The sequence below is a fragment of the Kineococcus gurbantunggutensis genome (genome assembly GCF_050871925.1).
Lineage (GTDB): Bacteria > Actinomycetota > Actinomycetes > Actinomycetales > Kineococcaceae > Kineococcus.
On the sequence record NZ_JBJLSG010000057.1, the window covers coordinates 1 to 15,755 of the forward strand.

Sequence of the window (15,755 nt, forward strand, 5' to 3'; positions counted from 1 at the left end):
GGGGGGGGTGGGCCCCCCACGCGCCGGAAAGTGTTAGTGCGCCGGGACCCGGTGTGGGCGCGGGGCGGGCCCGGCCCCCGCCCGGCCCCGGCGGCGCTGGGTGAGCGCCACCACCGCCGGCAGGACGGCGAACAGCCGCTCGGCCTTGGCCAGCTCGGCGGCCGGGGAGGAGTCGGCCGCGTCGGGGGCCAGCGCGCCCAGCGCGCTGACGGCCGTGCGCACCACGTCCATCGGGTGCGCGCCGGCCGGCAGCTCGGCCAGCACCCGCAGCACGCGCGGGTCCAGCGCCCGGTGCGCCCGCTCGCGCTCGCGCAGCCCCGCCAGCTCCGCCTCCGTGGGCAGCTCCCCGTGCCACAGCAGGTGGGCGACCTCCTCGAAGGAGCACCGGGCCGCCAGCTCCTGCACCGGGTACCCCCGGTACAGCAGGGAGTTCGTCGCCGGGTCCACCTTCGAGACGGCCGTGGTGTCGGTCACCACCCCGGCCAGCCCCTTGCGGACCTCCGGCCCGCCCGGCCCCCGCGCCGCGCCCTGACTCGCGCCCTGGCTCGCGCCCTGACTCGCGCCCTGACTCGCGCCCTGAGTCGTGCCCGTCGTGCTCACGCCACGCCCCTCCGCCTCGCTCGTCCCGGCCGCACGGTGCGGTCAGCTGTCCCGGTTGCCCTCGAGGGTGAAGTCGTAGACGCCCGCGTCGAACTCGCCGTAGGAGGCGTAGTCGAGCAGGTCGTACAGCTGCGCCCTGGTCTGCATGTGCGGCACCTGCCCGGCCAGCGTGCCCTCGCCCGCCAGCTCGTCCAGCGCGCGCTCGGCCGCGCCCATCGCCAGGCGCAGCAGCGAGACGGGGTGGATGACCAGCCGCACGCCCGCGTCGCGCAGCTGCTCGTGGGTGAACAGGTCGCTGCGCCCGAACTCCGTCATGTTCGCCAGCACCGGCACGTCGACGGCGGAGCAGACCGCCTCGAACTCCGCCAGGTCCGCCATCGCCTCGGGGAACAGCACGTCGGCGCCGGCGTCGACGAGCGCCCTGGAGCGCTCCACCGCCGCGCGCAGCCCCTCCGGGCCGGGCACCGTGCCGCGCACGTCGGTGCGGGCGACGACGACGAGGTCGCCGTCGCGGCGCGCGTCGACGGCGGCCTTGACCCGGCGCACCGCGGTGGTGCCGTCGACGACGCTCTTGCCCTCCAGGTGCCCGCAGCGCTTGGGGTTCACCTGGTCCTCGACGTGGAACGCGGCCACGCCGGCGTCCTCCAGCGCCTGCACGGTGCGCGCCAGGTTCAGCGGCTCGCCGAAACCGGTGTCGGCGTCGACGAGGACGGGCAGGTCGGTCTGGCGGGCGATCTCCGCGGAGCGGCCGGCGACCTCCGGCAGCGTGGTCAGCCCCACGTCGGGCAGGCCCAGGTCCGCCGAGAGCACCGCGCCGGAGACGTAGACGCCCTCGAAGCCCTTGCGCTGCACCAGGCGCGCCGACAGCGGGTTGAACGCGCCGGGGAAGCGCAGCAGCTCCCCGGAGGCCAGCGCCGCGCGCAGCGCCTTGCGCTTGGCGGCGGGGGTGGTGGTCGAGTACAGCATCAGCGCGGACCCCTCTCAGAACAGCCCGTGCGGCAGCGGCACGGTCGCCAGGTGCTCCGGCGGGGCGACGACGCCCAGCTCGCGCACGCCCGCGGCGTCCAGCTCCGGCAGGCGCTGGGCGAGCGCGGCGAACCGCTCCACCTCGGCGTCCTCCAGGACCCCGGCGGACAGGGTGCGCAGCTTGGCCAGGTAGTCCTCGCGGCCGAAGGGGCGCGCGCCCAGCGGGTGCGCGTCGGCCACCGCGATCTCGTCGACGACGGTGGAGCCGTCGGTCAGGGTGGCCACGACCCGGCCGCCGAACGCCTTCCGCGCCGGGTCGCTCTCGTGGTACCGGGCGGTCCACTCCGGGTCCTCCACGGTGCTCACCTTCCGCCACAGCGCCACGGTGTCCGGGCGCGCGGCGCGCTGCGGCGCGTAGGAGTCCACGTGGTGCCACGCGCCGTCCTGCAGGGCGACGGCCACGACGTAGGGCACCGAGTGGTCCAGCGTCTCGCGGCTGGCGGCCGGGTCGTACTTCTGCGGGTCGCCGGAGCCGGAACCGATGACGTGGTGGGTGTGGTGGGAGGTGTGCAGCACGATCGAGGCGACGTTCGCGGGGTCGCGCAGCTCGGGGTGCTCGCGGTGCAGCCGGCGCGCCAGGTCGATGACGGCCTGCGCCTGGTACTCCGCGGAGTGCTCCTTGGTGTAGGTGTCCAGGATCGCCCGGCGCGGTTCCCCCGGCTCGGGCAGCGGCACCTCGTACACCGCGTCCGGGCCGTCGAGCAGCCACGCGATCACGCCGTCCTCGCCCTCGTACACCGGCGCCGGGCTGGTCTGCCCGCGCAGCGCGCGGTCCACCGCCTCCACCGCGACCTTGCCCGCGAAGGCCGGGGCGTGCGCCTTCCAGGTGGAGATGGCGCCCTTGCGCGACTGCCGGGTGGCGGTCGTGGTGTGCAGGGCCTGCCCGATCGCCTGGTACGTGGTCTCCACCGGCAGGCCGAGCATCGTGCCCAGCCCGGCGGCCACCGAGGGGCCCAGGTGCGCGACGTGGTCGATCTTGTGCCGGTGCAGGCTGATCGCCCGCACGAGGTCCACCTGCACCTCGTAGGCGGTGACGATCCCGCGCAGCAGCGCGGCCCCGTCGCAGCCGGCGTGCTGGGCCACCGCCACCAGCGCGGGCACGTTGTCGCCGGGGTGGGAGTACTCCGCGGCCAGGAAGGTGTCGTGGAAGTCCAGCTCGCGCACGGCCACGCCGTTGGCCCACGCCGCCCACTCCACCGACACGTCCTCGCGCGTGCCCACCACGCGCCCGCCGCGCCCGCCGCGCGAGGGCGGGTGGGCCAGGGCCTGCGCCCGGGCGGAGACGACGGGGGCGCGCAGCAGGGAGGCGGCGGAGACGGCGGCGTTGTCCACCACGCGGTTGACGACCATCTGCGCGACGTCGTCCTCGACGGGCACCGGGTCGGCGGCCAGCTCGGCGAGCTGCCAGGCCAGCTCCTCGTGCCGGGGGAACTCCTCCTCGCTGCGGCGGACCCGGACGGTGCGGTTCTTCACGCGGTGGCCTCCTGAGCGGTGGTGGGGGTGCGGGGTCGGGTCCCGGGCCGGGTCCCGCGCCGGGTCCCGGTCCGGGCGCCGGGCCCGGCGGGCCCGCGGGGGTCCGCGGCCGGTGCGCCGACGGCGTGCAGGAACTGGGTGCGGCTGCGGTGCAGGTGCACCCGCACCGCGGAGGCGGCCAGCTCGGCGTCGCCGGCGGCGACCGCCTCGGCGACGAGGCGGTGCTCGCCGGCGGCCTGCACGAGCCGGGCGGGGTCGTGCCGGGCCAGGCGCCGCACCCGCACCAGGTGGGTGCGCACCGCCCCCAGCGCCTGCACCAGGTGGGCGTTGGCGACGGCGGCGTCCACGGCGGCGTCGAACTCGGCGACCAGGGCGTAGTACTCGCGCAGCCCCTGCTCGCCGGCGCCCACGAGGTCCGGGGCGCGCCCGAAGCGCTCGGCCAGCGCGGCGAACACCGCCGGGTCGCCGCGGCGGGCGGCCAGCCGCACGGCCTGCCGCTCCAGCGGCTCGCGCACCTCGTACAGCTCCGCGACGCCGTCGGCGGACAGGGCGGTGACGACCAGGCCGCGTCCGGCCAGCGGCTCGGCCAGCCCGTCGGCGACCAGGCGGGCGAACGCCTCGCGCACGGGGGTGCGGGACATGCCCAGCCGCAGGGACTGCTCCACCTCGGCGAGCACCGCCCCGGGCGCCAGGACGCCGTCGAGGACGTCCTCGCGCAGCTGCGCGTAGGCGCGGTCGCGAGCGCGCACCCGGTCCCCCTCCCTCGCCGTCGAGGTCCGTGCATGCACAGCACGGGTCTGCTCCCTCGAAAGGTAGCTCTCGGGGGCCGTTGTGCATACCCCGGGCGCACCCCGGGCCCGCCGTGGCGGAAAACCCGTGGCCCGCCCGCCGCCGCGGTGGCAGCGTCGTCGGGGTGCTCGACGACGACACGACCGGCGGCGCGACCGGCGGCGCGACCGGCGGCGCGACCGGCGGCGCGACCGGCGACGCGAGCGGCGACGCGGCCGCGGTGCGGGTGTGGGGGCCGGAGGTGGCCCGCGACTACGACGTGTCCTCCGCGGAGGTGTTCGCCCCGGAGGTGCTCGCCCCGGCCGTGGAGTTCCTGGCCCGCCGCGCCGGGGGCGGTCCGGCCCTGGAGCTGGCCGTCGGCACCGGCCGGGTGGCGCTGCCGCTGAGCGCGCGCGGCGTGCCCGTCTCCGGCATCGAGCTGTCCGAGCACATGGCCGCGCGGCTGCGGGAGAAACCCGGCGCGGACGCGGTGCCGGTGACGATCGGGGACATGGCCGGCGCCACCGCCCCCGGCTGCGGGGGTTTCCGGCTCGTCTACCTCGTCTACAACACGATCACGAACCTGCTCACCCAGGACGCGCAGGTGGCGTGCTTCCGCAACGCCGCCCGCCACCTGGCGCCCGGCGGCGAGTTCGTCGTGGAGGTGTTCGTGCCGCCGCTGCGCAGCCTGCCGCCCGGGGAGAGCGCCCGGCCCTTCCACGTCGGCGAGCACCGCGTGGGCGTGGACACCTTCGACGTGGTGCACCAGCGGCTGGTCTCGCACCACTACGCCGTGCGCGAGGGGCGCGGCTCGGTGTTCCGCTCCGAGCACCGCTGGGCCTGGCCCGCCGAGCTGGACCTCATGGCGCGCCTGGCGGGCCTGGAACCCGCCGGGCGGTGGGCGGGCTGGGACGGGTCGCCCTTCACCGCCGAGAGCACCTCGCACGTGTCGGCCTGGCGGCTGCCGCAGCGCTGAGGCGCACCGCCCGGGCGGGGCTCATCCGACCAGGACGCGCCACTCCTGCCCGCCGAGCTCGACGACGTCGCCGTCGGAGAGCTGCCGGCCGCGGCGCTCGTCCACCTCGCCGTTGACGGTGACCTCGCCGGCGGAGAGCACCTCGCGGGCCTCGCCGCCGGAACCGACGGCGCCGGCCAGCTTGAGGAACTGCCCCAGGCGCACGGTGCCGGTGACCTGCACGTCGCGCTGCACGCTCACGCGCCCGCGCCCTCCTCCTCGTCCAGGGCCAGCGCCTCCAGCACCGCGGCGATGCGCCGGGCGTCGGCGGTGGTCATGCCCTCGGGCACCAGCACCTCCGCCAGCCGGCCGCCGCGCAGCGGGACCACGTGCCGCAGGGTGCGCGGCGCGCCCGCCGCGACGGCCCCGTCCCCGTCGTCCTCGACGACCTCGGCGTCCACCGCGTCGCCCACCTGCTCGCCCAGCCGCTCGTCCGCCCCGGTGGCCGCGCCCGCGGCGCCCTTGCCGAGGTTCACGGACGGGTCGCCCGCCAGGAAGGTGCGCAGCCGCTCCACGCCCTGCGCGGCCAGCCGCTCGGCGCCCGGGTCGAGCCGGCCGCCGCGCAGCACCTCCCGCAGCACCGCGTCCAGGGACGCGCTCCCCCTGCCGCCCCTGCCGTCGCCGTTCTCGCCCACCGCAACCTCCCGCGCCTCGTGCTCGTGCCGCTGTCGGCACGAGCATCGCACCCGGGCGCGGGCCCGGCCCTCCCCCGTGCGGCTCGCCCCGGTCCGCCGGAGGTCGCGGGCTCACCCCGCCAGGTGGCCCCAGCGCTCCTGAAGCCGTGACCACGGCCCGCTGGCGGCGACCCGGCCGTCCACCAGGACCACGACCCGGTCGGCCGCGGCCAGCGCAGCCCGCTTCGAGCTGGAGCCCAGCACCGTGGTGCCGCGCCCGCGCAGCGCCCGCCACAGCTCCACCTCGGTGCGCGCGTCCAGCGCGGAGGAGACGTCGTCGGCGACGAGCAGGTCCGCGCCGGAGGCCAGCGCGCGCGCCAGCGCCAGGCGCTGCACCTGCCCACCCGACAGGCGCACCCCGCGGTGGCCCACCAGCGCCCCCGGCCCGCCCGCGGCCGCCACGTCCGGGCCCATCCGCGCGTCGGCCAGCGCCGCCGCCTGCCGGAGCGCGGCGCCGGGGTGGTCCAGGGCCACGTTGTCGGTGAAGGAGCCCGAGAGCACCCGCGGCACCTGCGCCACGTAGCAGACCTGCGCCGGGCGCAGGAACGCCTGCGGGTCCGCCACCTCCTCGCCGTTCCAGCGCAGCGAGCCCTCGTGGTCCACCAGGCCCGCCAGCGCCGCCAGCAGGCTCGACTTGCCCGAGCCGACGCGGCCGGCCACCAGCACCAGCTCGCCGGCCGCCACCCGCAGGTCCACGTCCGCGGCGCCCACGGTGCCGTCGTCGTGGACGGCGCTGAAGCCGCGCAGCTCCACCTCGCGCAGCGGGTGGTGCGCCGGCACCGCCGGGGCCGGCGCGGTCCCGGCGAGCAGGTCCACCCCCGGCGGCGGGGTGAGCACGTCGGCGCGCCCGGCGAGCCCGGACACCGCCCGCAGCCACTCGCGGGCCACCGGGGCCTCGGTGACCACCGCCCCGGCGACCTGCCCGTAGTAGGAGGAGCCGGCGACCGCGGTGGAGACCAGCAGCGTGGTCGCCAGGTCCCAGGTGCCGCGCAGGTGCAGCCACCACACGGCCACCAGGGCGAGCTGGACCAGCACGACCGGCACGCCCTCCAGCACCGCGCGCACCCGGAACTCGCGCACCGAGGCGCGCACCCGCGCCCCGTCCACGGCGTGCAGGTGCGCCAGCACCCCGGGCGCCGCGGCGGCCAGCTTCACCGTGCGGGCGGCGTCCACGGCCGAGCCCAGGGCCCGGCCGAAGCGGGCGCGGGCGTCGCCGGCGCGCGCCGCGCTGCGCCCGGCGGCCCCCGCGCCGGTGACCGAGACCACGGCCGAGACCACCATCACCGCGGCGACGACGCCGCCGGCGCCCGCGCTGCCCGCCAGCAGCGAGGTGGTCACCACGACCACGCAGCCGATGGCGACGTCCACCCAGCGGTCGACGTAGAGCACGAAGCGCTCGGAGTCCAGGCAGCGGGCGGTGACCTCCCCGGCGGGCACGCGCGGCAGGCGGTGCTGGCGCACCTGCCCGGCCAGCACGGCGCTGCGCGCCCGCAGCGTCACCGCGTTCCACCACGCCGGGTACAGGCGCAGCGCGGTGAACAGCGCGAACGGCCCGGCGAGCAGCGTGGCGCCCACGGCCGCCGTCAGCGGCCACACCCCCTGCGCGGCGCCCGGCCCGGCGGAGACGGCCGCCACGACCTCGCCCCACAGCTTGCCGGTGACCGCGCCGTGCGCGCCCAGCAGCGACATCAGCAGGAACAGCACCGCGCCGGTCAAGCCCCAGCGCGGGTGCACGGCGACGGCGCGCAGCACGGTGCGCGCCAGGCGGGGCGCGGGCGCCGGGACGGCGGGGCGCGGCCGGCGGGCGGCGGGCGCGGCGGCCGGCTCGCGCCCGTCGGTCGGCTCGTGCCCGCCGGTCGGTCCCTCCCCCTCCGGCTCGTGCCCGTCGGTCGGCTGCTCGTGCCCGTCGGTCGGCTCGTGCCCGTCGAGCGCCCCGTGCCCGCCTGCGGCGCGCAGCAGCTCGGCGAACGGGCCGGGCACGGCCGCCAGGTGCGCGCGCGGACCGTGCTGCACCAGCCGGCCGCCGTCCAGGACGGCCACCGAGGCCGCCCGGCGCGTGGTGCTCAGCCGGTGCGCGATGAGCAGGCCGGTGCGCCCGGCCAGCAGCCGCTCGGCCGCCGCGGTCACGCGCCGCTCGGTCACCGGGTCCATCCGCGCGGTGGCCTCGTCGAGCACGACGATGCGCACGTCGCGCACCAGCAGGCGCGCGAACGCCACGAGCTGCTCCTCCCCCGCCGAGAGCGTCGTGCCGCCCGGTCCCAGCAGGGTGTCCAGCCCCTCGGGCAGGGCGCGCACCCAGGCGCGCAGGCCCAGCGCGTCCACGGCCCCCTCCACCGCCGAGCGCGGCACCCCGCCGCCCAGGGCGATGTTCTCCGCCAGCGTCGCGGCCAGCAGCTCGGTGCGCTGGGTCACGACGCCGACGGTGCGGCGCAGCGCGTGCAGGTCCAGCTCCAGCACGTCGCGCCCGCCGACGAGCACCGCGCCCGGCGGCGGCTCCACCGCGCGCGAGAACAGCGCCGCCAGCGTCGACTTTCCCGAGCCGCTGCGCCCCACCAGCGCGCACGTCGTGCCCGCCGGCACGTGCAGGTCCACCCCGCGCAGCACCGGGCCCCCTCCCGGGTAGGAGAAGTCCAGGTCGCGCACCCGCAGCGGCAGCGGCCCCGCCGGCAGCGGGTCGCCGCCCACCGGCTCCGACGGCGCCGTCAGCAGCGCCCGCGTGCGCTGCAGCGCCCCCAGCCCGGCCTGCACCTCCGGCAGCCGGTCGGCGACCTCGGTGAGGTCGCCGACGAAACCCGCCAGCAGCAGCCACGTCGTCACCAGCGCCGCCACGCCCAGCTCGCCGCGCAGCACCAGCGCCACCCCGCCCACCGCCAGGGCCACCAGCAGCGAGGACAGCACCAGGGCCGTGCGCAGCCCCACCGCCGAGGCGGCGCGGCTGGTGGCGAGCACCGCCCGCAGCACCGCGGAGGAGCCCTCGGCGTAGCGGCGCAGCACGTGCGCGCCGCCCAGGCTGGAGCGCACGTCGTCGCGGGCGGCGACGGCCTCCTCCAGCTGGGCGGCGTGGTCGGTCCAGGCGACCTCCTCGGCGACCTTGCGGCGGGCGACCTCCGCCGTCAGCGGCCGCGCCACCAGCAGCGCGGCCGCCGCCACCACGGGGAAGGCCACCCACGCCGGCCACCACGTCAGCCCGGCGACCACCCACGCCAGCGACGAGCGCAGCAGGGCGCGCGCCAGGCGCCACCCCGTCTCGCGCAGCAGCCGCGCGAGCTGGCGGGGGTCGTCGTCGACGCGGTCGATGACCTCGCCGACGGCCTGCTCGGCCAGCACCGGCAGCGGCTGCGCCAGCGCCGCGTCGAGCAGGTCGGCGCGCAGGCGCCCCTCCGCGCGCCCCACGCGGGTGGCGAACACCGCGCGCCCGGCGGTGTCCAGCACCCCCGCGCCCACCAGCAGCACCGCCAGCGCCGCCACCAGCGCGGCGCTCGGCTCGTCGGCCAGGCGGCCGGTGACGACCGTGCCGAGGGTCTCGCCGACCGCGGCCAGCACCGCCAGGACCCCGGCGACCACGACCCCCGGCCCGGCCAGCCGGGAGGCGGTCAGGGTGCGGCCCGCCGGCGGCGCGACCGGGCGGGCGGGCGCGCCGCCGCGGTCCCCGGCGCGCCGGGGCGGGGCCTGCTGGGGGGTGCTCACCGTCCGACGCTAGCGACGCCGGCCGGTGCGCCTCCTCCCCTTTTCCCGCGGCCCGCCCGCCGCGGCCCTCAGGCGGCCTGCGCCAGGTACTCGTCCCAGCGCGGGTCGGCCTGCTCGGCGCCGCGCACCGCCCACGACGCCCCCCGCGGGGCGCCGGGCCGGAACGGCAGCGACCAGCCCATCTCCTCCGGCGTGCGGTCGCCCTTGGCGTTGTTGCACCGCACGCAGCACGCGACGAGGTTCTCCCAGGTGTCCGGCCCGCGCCGGCTGCGCGGCAGCACGTGGTCCACGGTGGTGGCGTGGCCGCGGCAGTACGCGCAGCGCTGGTGGTCGCGGCGCAGCACCCCGCGGCGGCTGACCGGCACCACGGTGCCCCGCGGCACCCGCACGTAGCGGGTCAGCAGGATCACCGAGGGGCGTTCCAGGCTCACCGTCGCGCCCACGACGGGATCGGCGTCGGCCAGCACGACCGAGGCCTTCCCGGCGAGGACCAGGACGAGCGCCCGGCGGAAGGACACCACCGCGAGCGGTTCGTAGCCGGCGTTCAGCACGAGGGTTCGCACAACCACCTCCACGGACGACGAGAGGCGCCGTCCCCGGTGGGGACGACGCCTCTGGGAGCGGTGACGTGCGCGGCGGGATGCACGTGCTGGCGCACGTGCGCGCTGCGGCGCACCACGGGTACCCCCACTGTCATCGGGGGCAGGGCCGGGCCGGGTGTCGTGGAGCGGGCGCGCTCGCGGCCCGTCGGACTGGACATGCTCGCCTCCGCTCCTCCCGTCGTCGTGACCGCACTGTACGTCGCGCGGGCGCGGCGGTACACGTGTTTGGCGAGGGGCGTTCGGCTCCCGGCGGACCGGGCGGGGCCGGGCGGGTTCGCCCGGGTTCGCGCACGACGAAGGGCCCGACACCCCCGAGGTGCCGGGCCCCGCGTGCCGCGGTGCCGCCGCGGTGCGTGCTGGTGGGTCGCGTCAGGCGACGGGCGCCACGCGGCCGAAGGTGACCGCGCTGCTCCAGATCGCCCGCAGCTGGACGGGCTTGCCGGCGCGGGGGGCGTCCCACATCTGGTTGCCGCCGGCGTAGATGCCCACGTGGTAGGCGCGGCCGCCGTCGGTGAAGAAGACCAGGTCGCCGGGGACGGCCTGGCCGCGGGAGATGCGCTGGCTGGCGCCGAGCTGCGCGTTGGCCGTGCGGGGGATGGAGACGCCCACCTGGCGCATGACGTAGCTGGTGTAGCCGGAGCAGTCGAAGCCGGCCGGGGTGGTGCCGCCGTAGACGTAGGGCACGCCGGCGTAGTCGTCGGCGACCTCGAGGATCCGCTGGCCCACGGAGGGGGCGGGGGCCGGCGCGGGGGCCGGGGCCGGGGCGGGCGCCGGGGCGGCGACCTCCACGACGGCCGGCGCGGGGGCGACCGCGGCGGCCTCCACGACGGCGGGGGTGCGGGCGGCCTCGAGGGCGGCGGCGTCGACCGAGCCCCGCACGACGGGGGCGGCGGCCGCGGAGCGGGCGCTGCGCTCGACGACCGGCGCGGCCGGCGCGGCCAGCACGACGACCGGCGGCGGCGGCGGGGCCGGGGTGGGCACTGCGCTGAAGGCGGCGGTGGTGGTGGCGACCGCGGCGGCCTCGGTGGGCGCGGAGACCACGCCGACGGGGCTGGTGCCGAAGGCGGAGTCGACGGCGGTGCTCAGGCCGCCGCTGACGGCGGTGCTGACGGTGCCCACGCCCGAGGGGGCGGCGGCGGGGGCCGCGGCGGGCGCGGCGCCGGCCGGGAGGGCGACGGCGACGAGCAGGCCGCCGGTGGCGGCGGCGACGGCACCGGCGCGACCGACCCCGCCGGCGTGCCGGTTGACGGCCTCGCCGAGCTCGGTCAGGGGCGTGAGGGGACGGACGGGGGCGCGGTGGCGCGCCGGGACGCGAGTCGTCAAGGTGGTTGGCCTCTCCGACGCCTGCGAGGTGAGCTGTCGGGTTCGGGCGGGAGTCTCGCCCGGCCGGTTCTCACCGGCTTCACCCCTAGGACGCCCACCGCGGCCGGGCTGGCCGTCGGATCGCGCCCGGGAAATTGGTTCCCCCGTCCCTGCCACCAGTTCTGTCCGGGGACCTCGACGCGGTGGCAGGGCTCGGCGTGCGCGTGAGGGCTTTCGTGTGAACGTTCACGGAAGCGGGTGGACCATAACCCGTCCCCGGGGTGGATGTCACGACCCGGTGACGGGTCGGTGCCGCGGACGTGACGAACGTCCCACCCGGCGGTGTCCCGGGGCGGGCGCGGCGAGGGCCGGCCCGCACCGCGCGGACCGGCCCCGCGGGAGCGCGGGCGCTCAGCCCTGCGCGGCGACGAACAGGTGCGAGGCCTCGGCGCCGGTGAGCTCCAGGACGGTGCCGCCCACGGAGACCTCGTAGCCGCCGGCGGCGGCCTTGGCGACGACCTCGGCGCCGGGGCGCAGGCCGGCGCCGGCGAAGCGGGCCAGCAGCGCCACGTCGGTCTGCAGGGGCTCGCCGAGGCGGCGCACGACGACGGGGCGGCCCTCGACGCCGGGGGCGGTCAGCGGCTGCACGCCGGCGCGGAAGTCCTCCTCGGAGGCGACCTCGCCGAGCTCCTCCAGGCCGGGGATGGGGTTGCCGTAGGGCGAGGAGTGCGGGTGGTCGAGGATGTCGACCAGGCGCTTCTCGACCTCCTCGGAGATCACGTGCTCCCAGCGGCAGGCCTCCTCGTGCACGAGGGACCACTCCAGGCCGATGACGTCGGTGAGCAGCCGCTCGGTGAGGCGGTGCTTGCGCATGACGCGCATCGCCTTGGCCCGGCCGCTCTCGGTGAGCTCCAGGCGGCGGTCGGTGCCCACGTGCAGCAGGCCGTCGCGCTCCATGCGCGCCACCGTCTGCGAGACGGTGGGGCCGGAGTGGTGCAGCCGCTCGGCGATGCGAGCGCGCATCGGCACGATGCCCTCCTCTTCCAGCTCGAAGACCGTCTTGAGGTACATCTCGGTGGTGTCGATGAGGTCGCTCACAGCGCACATCATCGTTCATGGCGCTTCCTGCTCGCACCGCTGCGGGCACCGGCGCCCACCCCCCGGCGGGTGGACGGCAGGGTCGCGGCGCGTGAGCGAGGTCACACTCGCGGCGGCGCGCGGACGGGCCGCCGCGGCGGTGTGCTGTCCCGGCGACGACAGGGAGGAGCAGGGCGATGAGCACGACCGCCGGGGCGGGCGTGGACCCGCGCGCGCTGGAGGTGCTGTTCACCGCGGCGCGCACGCCGAGCAGGTGGACGGACGACCCGGTCACCGACGAGCAGGTGGCCGCGGTGCTGGAGCTGGCGAAGTACCCGCCGACGAGCATGAACACGCAGCCGATGCGGCTGCTGCTGGTCCGCTCGCCCGCGGCGCGCGAGCAGCTGGCGACGATGATGAGCGGCGGCAACGGCGCCAAGACCCGCGCGGCGCCGCTGAGCGTGGTGGTGGCCGCGGACCGGCGCTTCGACGAGGAGGTGCCGCGGCTGTTCCCGCACCTGCCGGACGCGCGGGGGTTCTTCGCCGACGACGCCTTCCGCGAGCGCACGGCGCTCTTCAACACCGCCCTGCAGCTGGGCTACCTGATCCTGGCGGTGCGGGCGGTGGGCCTGTCGGCGGGGCCGATGACCGGCATCGACGCGCCGGCGATCGAGCGGGCGTTCTTCCCCGACGGCGAGCACGAGGTCGTCGCGGTGGTCAACGTCGGGGTGGCCGCCGAGGACGCCTTCCGCCCGCGCGGGCCGCGCCTGGCGTTCGACGAGGTGGTGCGCACCGTCTGAGCGGGCCGCCCGGGGCCGCCCGGGGCCGCTCGAGGACGCCCGGGCCGCTCAGGGCTGCGGGTGCAGGGCGTCGTAGCGGGTGAAGCCGCGCTGGGCGCGCGCCAGCGCCAGCACCGCGAGCACGCACGCCAGGCCGCCGGCGAGGGCCGCGACGCCCTCGCCGGTGAGCTCGGCGGTGCCGCCGAGGACGACGTCGCCGAGGCGGGGGCCGCCGGCGACGACGACGATGAACACCCCCTGCAGGCGGCCGCGCAGGGCGTCGGGGGTGGCGACCTGCAGGATCGTGCCGCGGAAGATCGAGCTGACGGCGTCGGCGGCCCCGCACACGGCGAGCAGGCCGGTGCAGGCGGCCAGGCGCCAGCCGGCCCCGGCGGGGGCGGCGAGCAGGACGGCGCCGAAGGCGGCCACGGCCGCGCCGTAGACGACGACGCAGCCGACGACGACGGCGCCCTGGCGGCGCACCTGCCCCAGCGGCCCGGAGAGCAGCCCGGCCAGCACCGAGCCGGCGGCGAAGCCGGCCCCGAGGACCCCGACGGTGCGCGCCCCCCCGCCGAGGTCGACGGCGCCGACGGCCGGGTAGAGCACGCGCGGCATGGCGAAGACCATGGCGCACAGGTCGACCAGGAACGTGGCGCGCACGTTGGGCCGGGTGCCCAGGAAGCGCACGCCCTCCAGCACCGAGCGCAGCCCGGCCCGGCGGGCGGTGGCCGAGCGCTGCGGCGGCATCGGCGGCAGCCGCCACACCCCGGCCAGGGAGGCCACGAACGTCACCGCGTCGACGGTGTAGGCGACCCGGAAGCCGCCGGCGTCGACGAGGAAGCCGGCCAGCAGGGGGCCGGCGGTCAGCGCGAGCGCGTTGGCGGTGCCGGACAGGGCGTTGGCGGCGGGGAGCTGGGCGGCGGGCACGAGCCCGGGCACGATCGCGGAGCGGGCCGGGTTGTTCACGGCGAACGCGGCGCTCTGCAGGGCGACCAGGGCGTACAGCAGCCCGGTGGACCCCGCGCCCAGCCACGCCTGCGCGGCCAGGGCCAGGGCGATCACCCACAGCGCCGCGGAGGCCAGCAGCGCCACGCGGCGCCGGTCGTGCACGTCGACGAGGGCACCGCCGTACAGCCCCAGGACGACCAGGGGCACGAGGGCGAAGACGCCGACCAGGCCGACGGCGAAGGTGGAGGAGGTCAGCGCGTAGGCCTGCAGGCCGACGGTGACGACGGTGAGCTGGGTGCCGATGCCGGCCAGCGACTGCCCCACCCACAGCCGGCGGAACGCCGGGCTCTCGCGCAGCGGGGTGGTGTCGACCAGCCAGCGCCGTCGGGCGGTGCGGGGTTCCACCCGGCGAGGATAGGTGGTGCGCCGGGGTCACGAACCGGGCCGGCGGCCGTGCCGGTCCGGGCGGGGGCCCGCGGGCGCGGGAAGTCCCCGGGCGCTTCCTCCCCCGCGGTGCGGGGAGAGGGCCGGCTGGACGGGCCGGCGCCCGGGGACCCGGTGACTGCCGTGGTTTCGCCGCGCCGCGCGGGGCGACCAGAGCGGTCCGCGTCCATCGCGCGGCTGCTAGCGGGCAGCCACCTCACGCATCCGATGAGAACTCATGTACCGGACCACCTCCTCTCCCGTGTACCTCGACGGTACGACTGCTCCCCCGGAGTTGTCACCCCGGTTTCGCCGGCCGCGAACCGCGCCCCACCCGGCACGGGGTGCGGTCGGCCCCGTGAGCGCGCCGAGGGGCCCGGTGGACGCCGCTCCCGGTCCACCGCGCGGGGCCGACCGCGCGGGCGCCCGGCGGGGTCCGGCGGGGGTCCGGCGGGGGTCCGGCGGGGGTCCGGGGGGTCCGGGGGGGGGTGCGGCGGACGGCGGCGCCGGCGGGCGCTTGCCGCCGGGCCGGGCGCTGCCCTACGCTCGTCCGCAGTTGTTGTCAGAACCACCCTTACTCACCCGCCCGGTGGGAGCGGGCGGGCACGGAGGGTGGCGGCGTCGCGGTGGTGCAGTCCGAGCAGGCGATCCTCGTCGCCGTCTCCACGGTGATCTTCGCGCTGCTGCCGGACCGCGCGGGCGCGCCGCGGGTGCACCTGCCGCTGGTGCGCCGCACCCGCGACCCGTTCGGCGGGCAGTGGGCCCTGCCCGGCGGCTGGGTGCGCACCGACGAGAGCCTCAGCGACGCCGGCCGGCGCACCCTGGCCGAGACGACCGGGCTGCGCCCCAGCTACCTGGAGCAGCTCTACACGTTCGGCCGGCCCGACCGCTCCCCCGGTCAGCGCGTGATCTCCGTCGTGTACTCGGCGCTGGTGCGCAACCACCAGGCGGCCGCGGCCGACGAGGGCGAGAACGTGCGCTGGACCGCCGCCGACGACTGCACCGGCCTGGCGTTCGACCACGACGAGATCGTCGAGTACGCGGTGTGGCGGCTGCGCTCGAAGGTGCAGCACGCGCACGTGGCGCTGCACTTCCTGCCCGAGGAGTTCTCCCTGGCCGAGCTGCGCGAGGTGCACGAGGCGATCCTGCAGCGCCCGCTGGACCCGGCGAACTTCCGCCGGCAGGTCGAGCACTCCGGGACGATCGCGGCCACCGGGGGTCGGCAGGCCGGCGGCCGGCACCGCCCGCCGAAGCTGTACCGGGCGGTGGTCCCCGAGGGGTCCGCCGGGCCGTTCTCGCCCGCCGGCCCCCCGGCCTGAGGAATCCCGCCCGAGGAACCCGACCCCGAGAACCCGACCTCGAGAACCCCGCCGGCGGGACC

Annotated in this window: 13 protein-coding genes, 1 pseudogene and 1 riboswitch; of the genes and pseudogenes, 3 read left to right on the plus strand and 11 right to left on the minus strand. The window is 78.1% G+C overall.

Going from position 1 to position 15,755, the window contains the following annotated elements:
* From ACRYR7_RS12405 to ACRYR7_RS12420, 4 genes and pseudogenes are all read right to left on the minus strand, one after another.
* Nucleotides 1-486 (minus strand): annotated as a pseudogene (locus ACRYR7_RS12405) (citrate/2-methylcitrate synthase); the annotation flags it as partial.
* 156 nt (nt 487-642) lie between these two features.
* Complete coding sequence (gene prpB / locus ACRYR7_RS12410) at nt 643-1,566, minus strand: methylisocitrate lyase (RefSeq protein WP_432572408.1); 924 nt, start codon at nt 1,564-1,566, stop codon at nt 643-645.
* A 15-nt stretch (nt 1,567-1,581) separates the two neighbouring features.
* A complete protein-coding gene (locus ACRYR7_RS12415) occupies nt 1,582-3,099 on the minus strand; it encodes an MmgE/PrpD family protein (RefSeq protein ID WP_432572409.1) in 1,518 nt (505 codons plus the stop codon).
* On the minus strand, nt 3,096-3,848 hold the full coding sequence (locus ACRYR7_RS12420) for a GntR family transcriptional regulator (RefSeq protein ID WP_432572410.1): 753 nt from the start codon (nt 3,846-3,848) through the stop codon (nt 3,096-3,098). Before ACRYR7_RS12420 ends, ACRYR7_RS12415 begins: the two co-directional genes overlap by 4 nt.
* A 260-nt stretch (nt 3,849-4,108) precedes the next feature.
* On the opposite strand from ACRYR7_RS12420, the gene ACRYR7_RS12425 reads away from it, so the two are divergent.
* Entirely contained in the window at nt 4,109-4,843 is a 735-nt protein-coding gene (locus ACRYR7_RS12425) for a class I SAM-dependent DNA methyltransferase (protein WP_432572429.1), read from the plus strand.
* Nucleotides 4,844-4,864: 21 nt separating this feature from the next.
* On the opposite strand, the gene ACRYR7_RS12430 is transcribed toward ACRYR7_RS12425, so the two are convergent.
* From ACRYR7_RS12430 to ACRYR7_RS12455, 6 genes are all read right to left on the minus strand, one after another.
* Nucleotides 4,865-5,083, minus strand: coding sequence for an RNA-binding S4 domain-containing protein (locus tag ACRYR7_RS12430; protein WP_407659711.1), 219 nt, complete (start codon nt 5,081-5,083; stop codon nt 4,865-4,867).
* On the minus strand, nt 5,080-5,517 hold the full coding sequence (locus ACRYR7_RS12435; RefSeq protein ID WP_432572411.1) for a hypothetical protein: 438 nt from the start codon (nt 5,515-5,517) through the stop codon (nt 5,080-5,082). The genes ACRYR7_RS12430 and ACRYR7_RS12435 overlap by 4 nt, the downstream gene beginning before the upstream one ends.
* Nucleotides 5,518-5,628: 111 nt before the next feature.
* Nucleotides 5,629-9,243, minus strand: a complete 3,615-nt coding sequence (locus ACRYR7_RS12440) for an ATP-binding cassette domain-containing protein (protein ID WP_432572412.1) — start codon at nt 9,241-9,243, stop codon at nt 5,629-5,631.
* A gap of 68 nt (nt 9,244-9,311) precedes the next feature.
* The gene (locus tag ACRYR7_RS12445) at nt 9,312-9,806 is read right to left on the minus strand and encodes an HNH endonuclease (RefSeq protein ID WP_432572413.1); all 495 of its coding nucleotides are present in this window, start codon (nt 9,804-9,806) and stop codon (nt 9,312-9,314) included.
* Nucleotides 9,807-10,214: 408 nt separating this feature from the next.
* Nucleotides 10,215-11,168 carry a C40 family peptidase gene (locus ACRYR7_RS12450; protein WP_432572414.1) on the minus strand — a complete coding sequence of 318 codons (954 nt, stop codon included), beginning with the start codon at nt 11,166-11,168 and terminating at the stop codon, nt 10,215-10,217.
* A gap of 24 nt (nt 11,169-11,192) precedes the next feature.
* A riboswitch (cyclic di-AMP (ydaO/yuaA leader) is annotated at nt 11,193-11,314 on the minus strand.
* A 244-nt stretch (nt 11,315-11,558) separates the two neighbouring features.
* Complete coding sequence (locus ACRYR7_RS12455; RefSeq protein WP_432572415.1) at nt 11,559-12,245, minus strand: metal-dependent transcriptional regulator; 687 nt, start codon at nt 12,243-12,245, stop codon at nt 11,559-11,561.
* Between the two features lie 176 nt (nt 12,246-12,421).
* On the opposite strand from ACRYR7_RS12455, the gene ACRYR7_RS12460 reads away from it, so the two are divergent.
* A complete protein-coding gene (locus ACRYR7_RS12460; RefSeq protein ID WP_432572416.1) occupies nt 12,422-13,024 on the plus strand; it encodes a malonic semialdehyde reductase in 603 nt (200 codons plus the stop codon).
* A 48-nt stretch (nt 13,025-13,072) separates the two neighbouring features.
* On the opposite strand, the gene ACRYR7_RS12465 is transcribed toward ACRYR7_RS12460, so the two are convergent.
* Nucleotides 13,073-14,356: an MFS transporter gene (locus ACRYR7_RS12465; protein ID WP_432572417.1), complete on the minus strand. Its 1,284-nt coding sequence runs from the start codon at nt 14,354-14,356 to the stop codon at nt 13,073-13,075.
* Between the two features lie 644 nt (nt 14,357-15,000).
* On the opposite strand from ACRYR7_RS12465, the gene ACRYR7_RS12470 reads away from it, so the two are divergent.
* Entirely contained in the window at nt 15,001-15,693 is a 693-nt protein-coding gene (locus ACRYR7_RS12470; RefSeq protein WP_432572418.1) for an NUDIX hydrolase, read from the plus strand.
* Nucleotides 15,694-15,755: the final 62 nt, after the last annotated feature.

Excerpts from the sequence above, each read along its gene's own strand:
- prpB (WP_432572408.1), bottom strand. The coding sequence starts at position 1,566 with ATGCTGTACTCGACCACCACCCCCGCCGCCAAGCGCAAGGCGCTGCGC.
- ACRYR7_RS12460 (WP_432572416.1), top strand. The coding sequence starts at position 12,422 with ATGAGCACGACCGCCGGGGCGGGCGTGGACCCGCGCGCGCTGGAGGTG.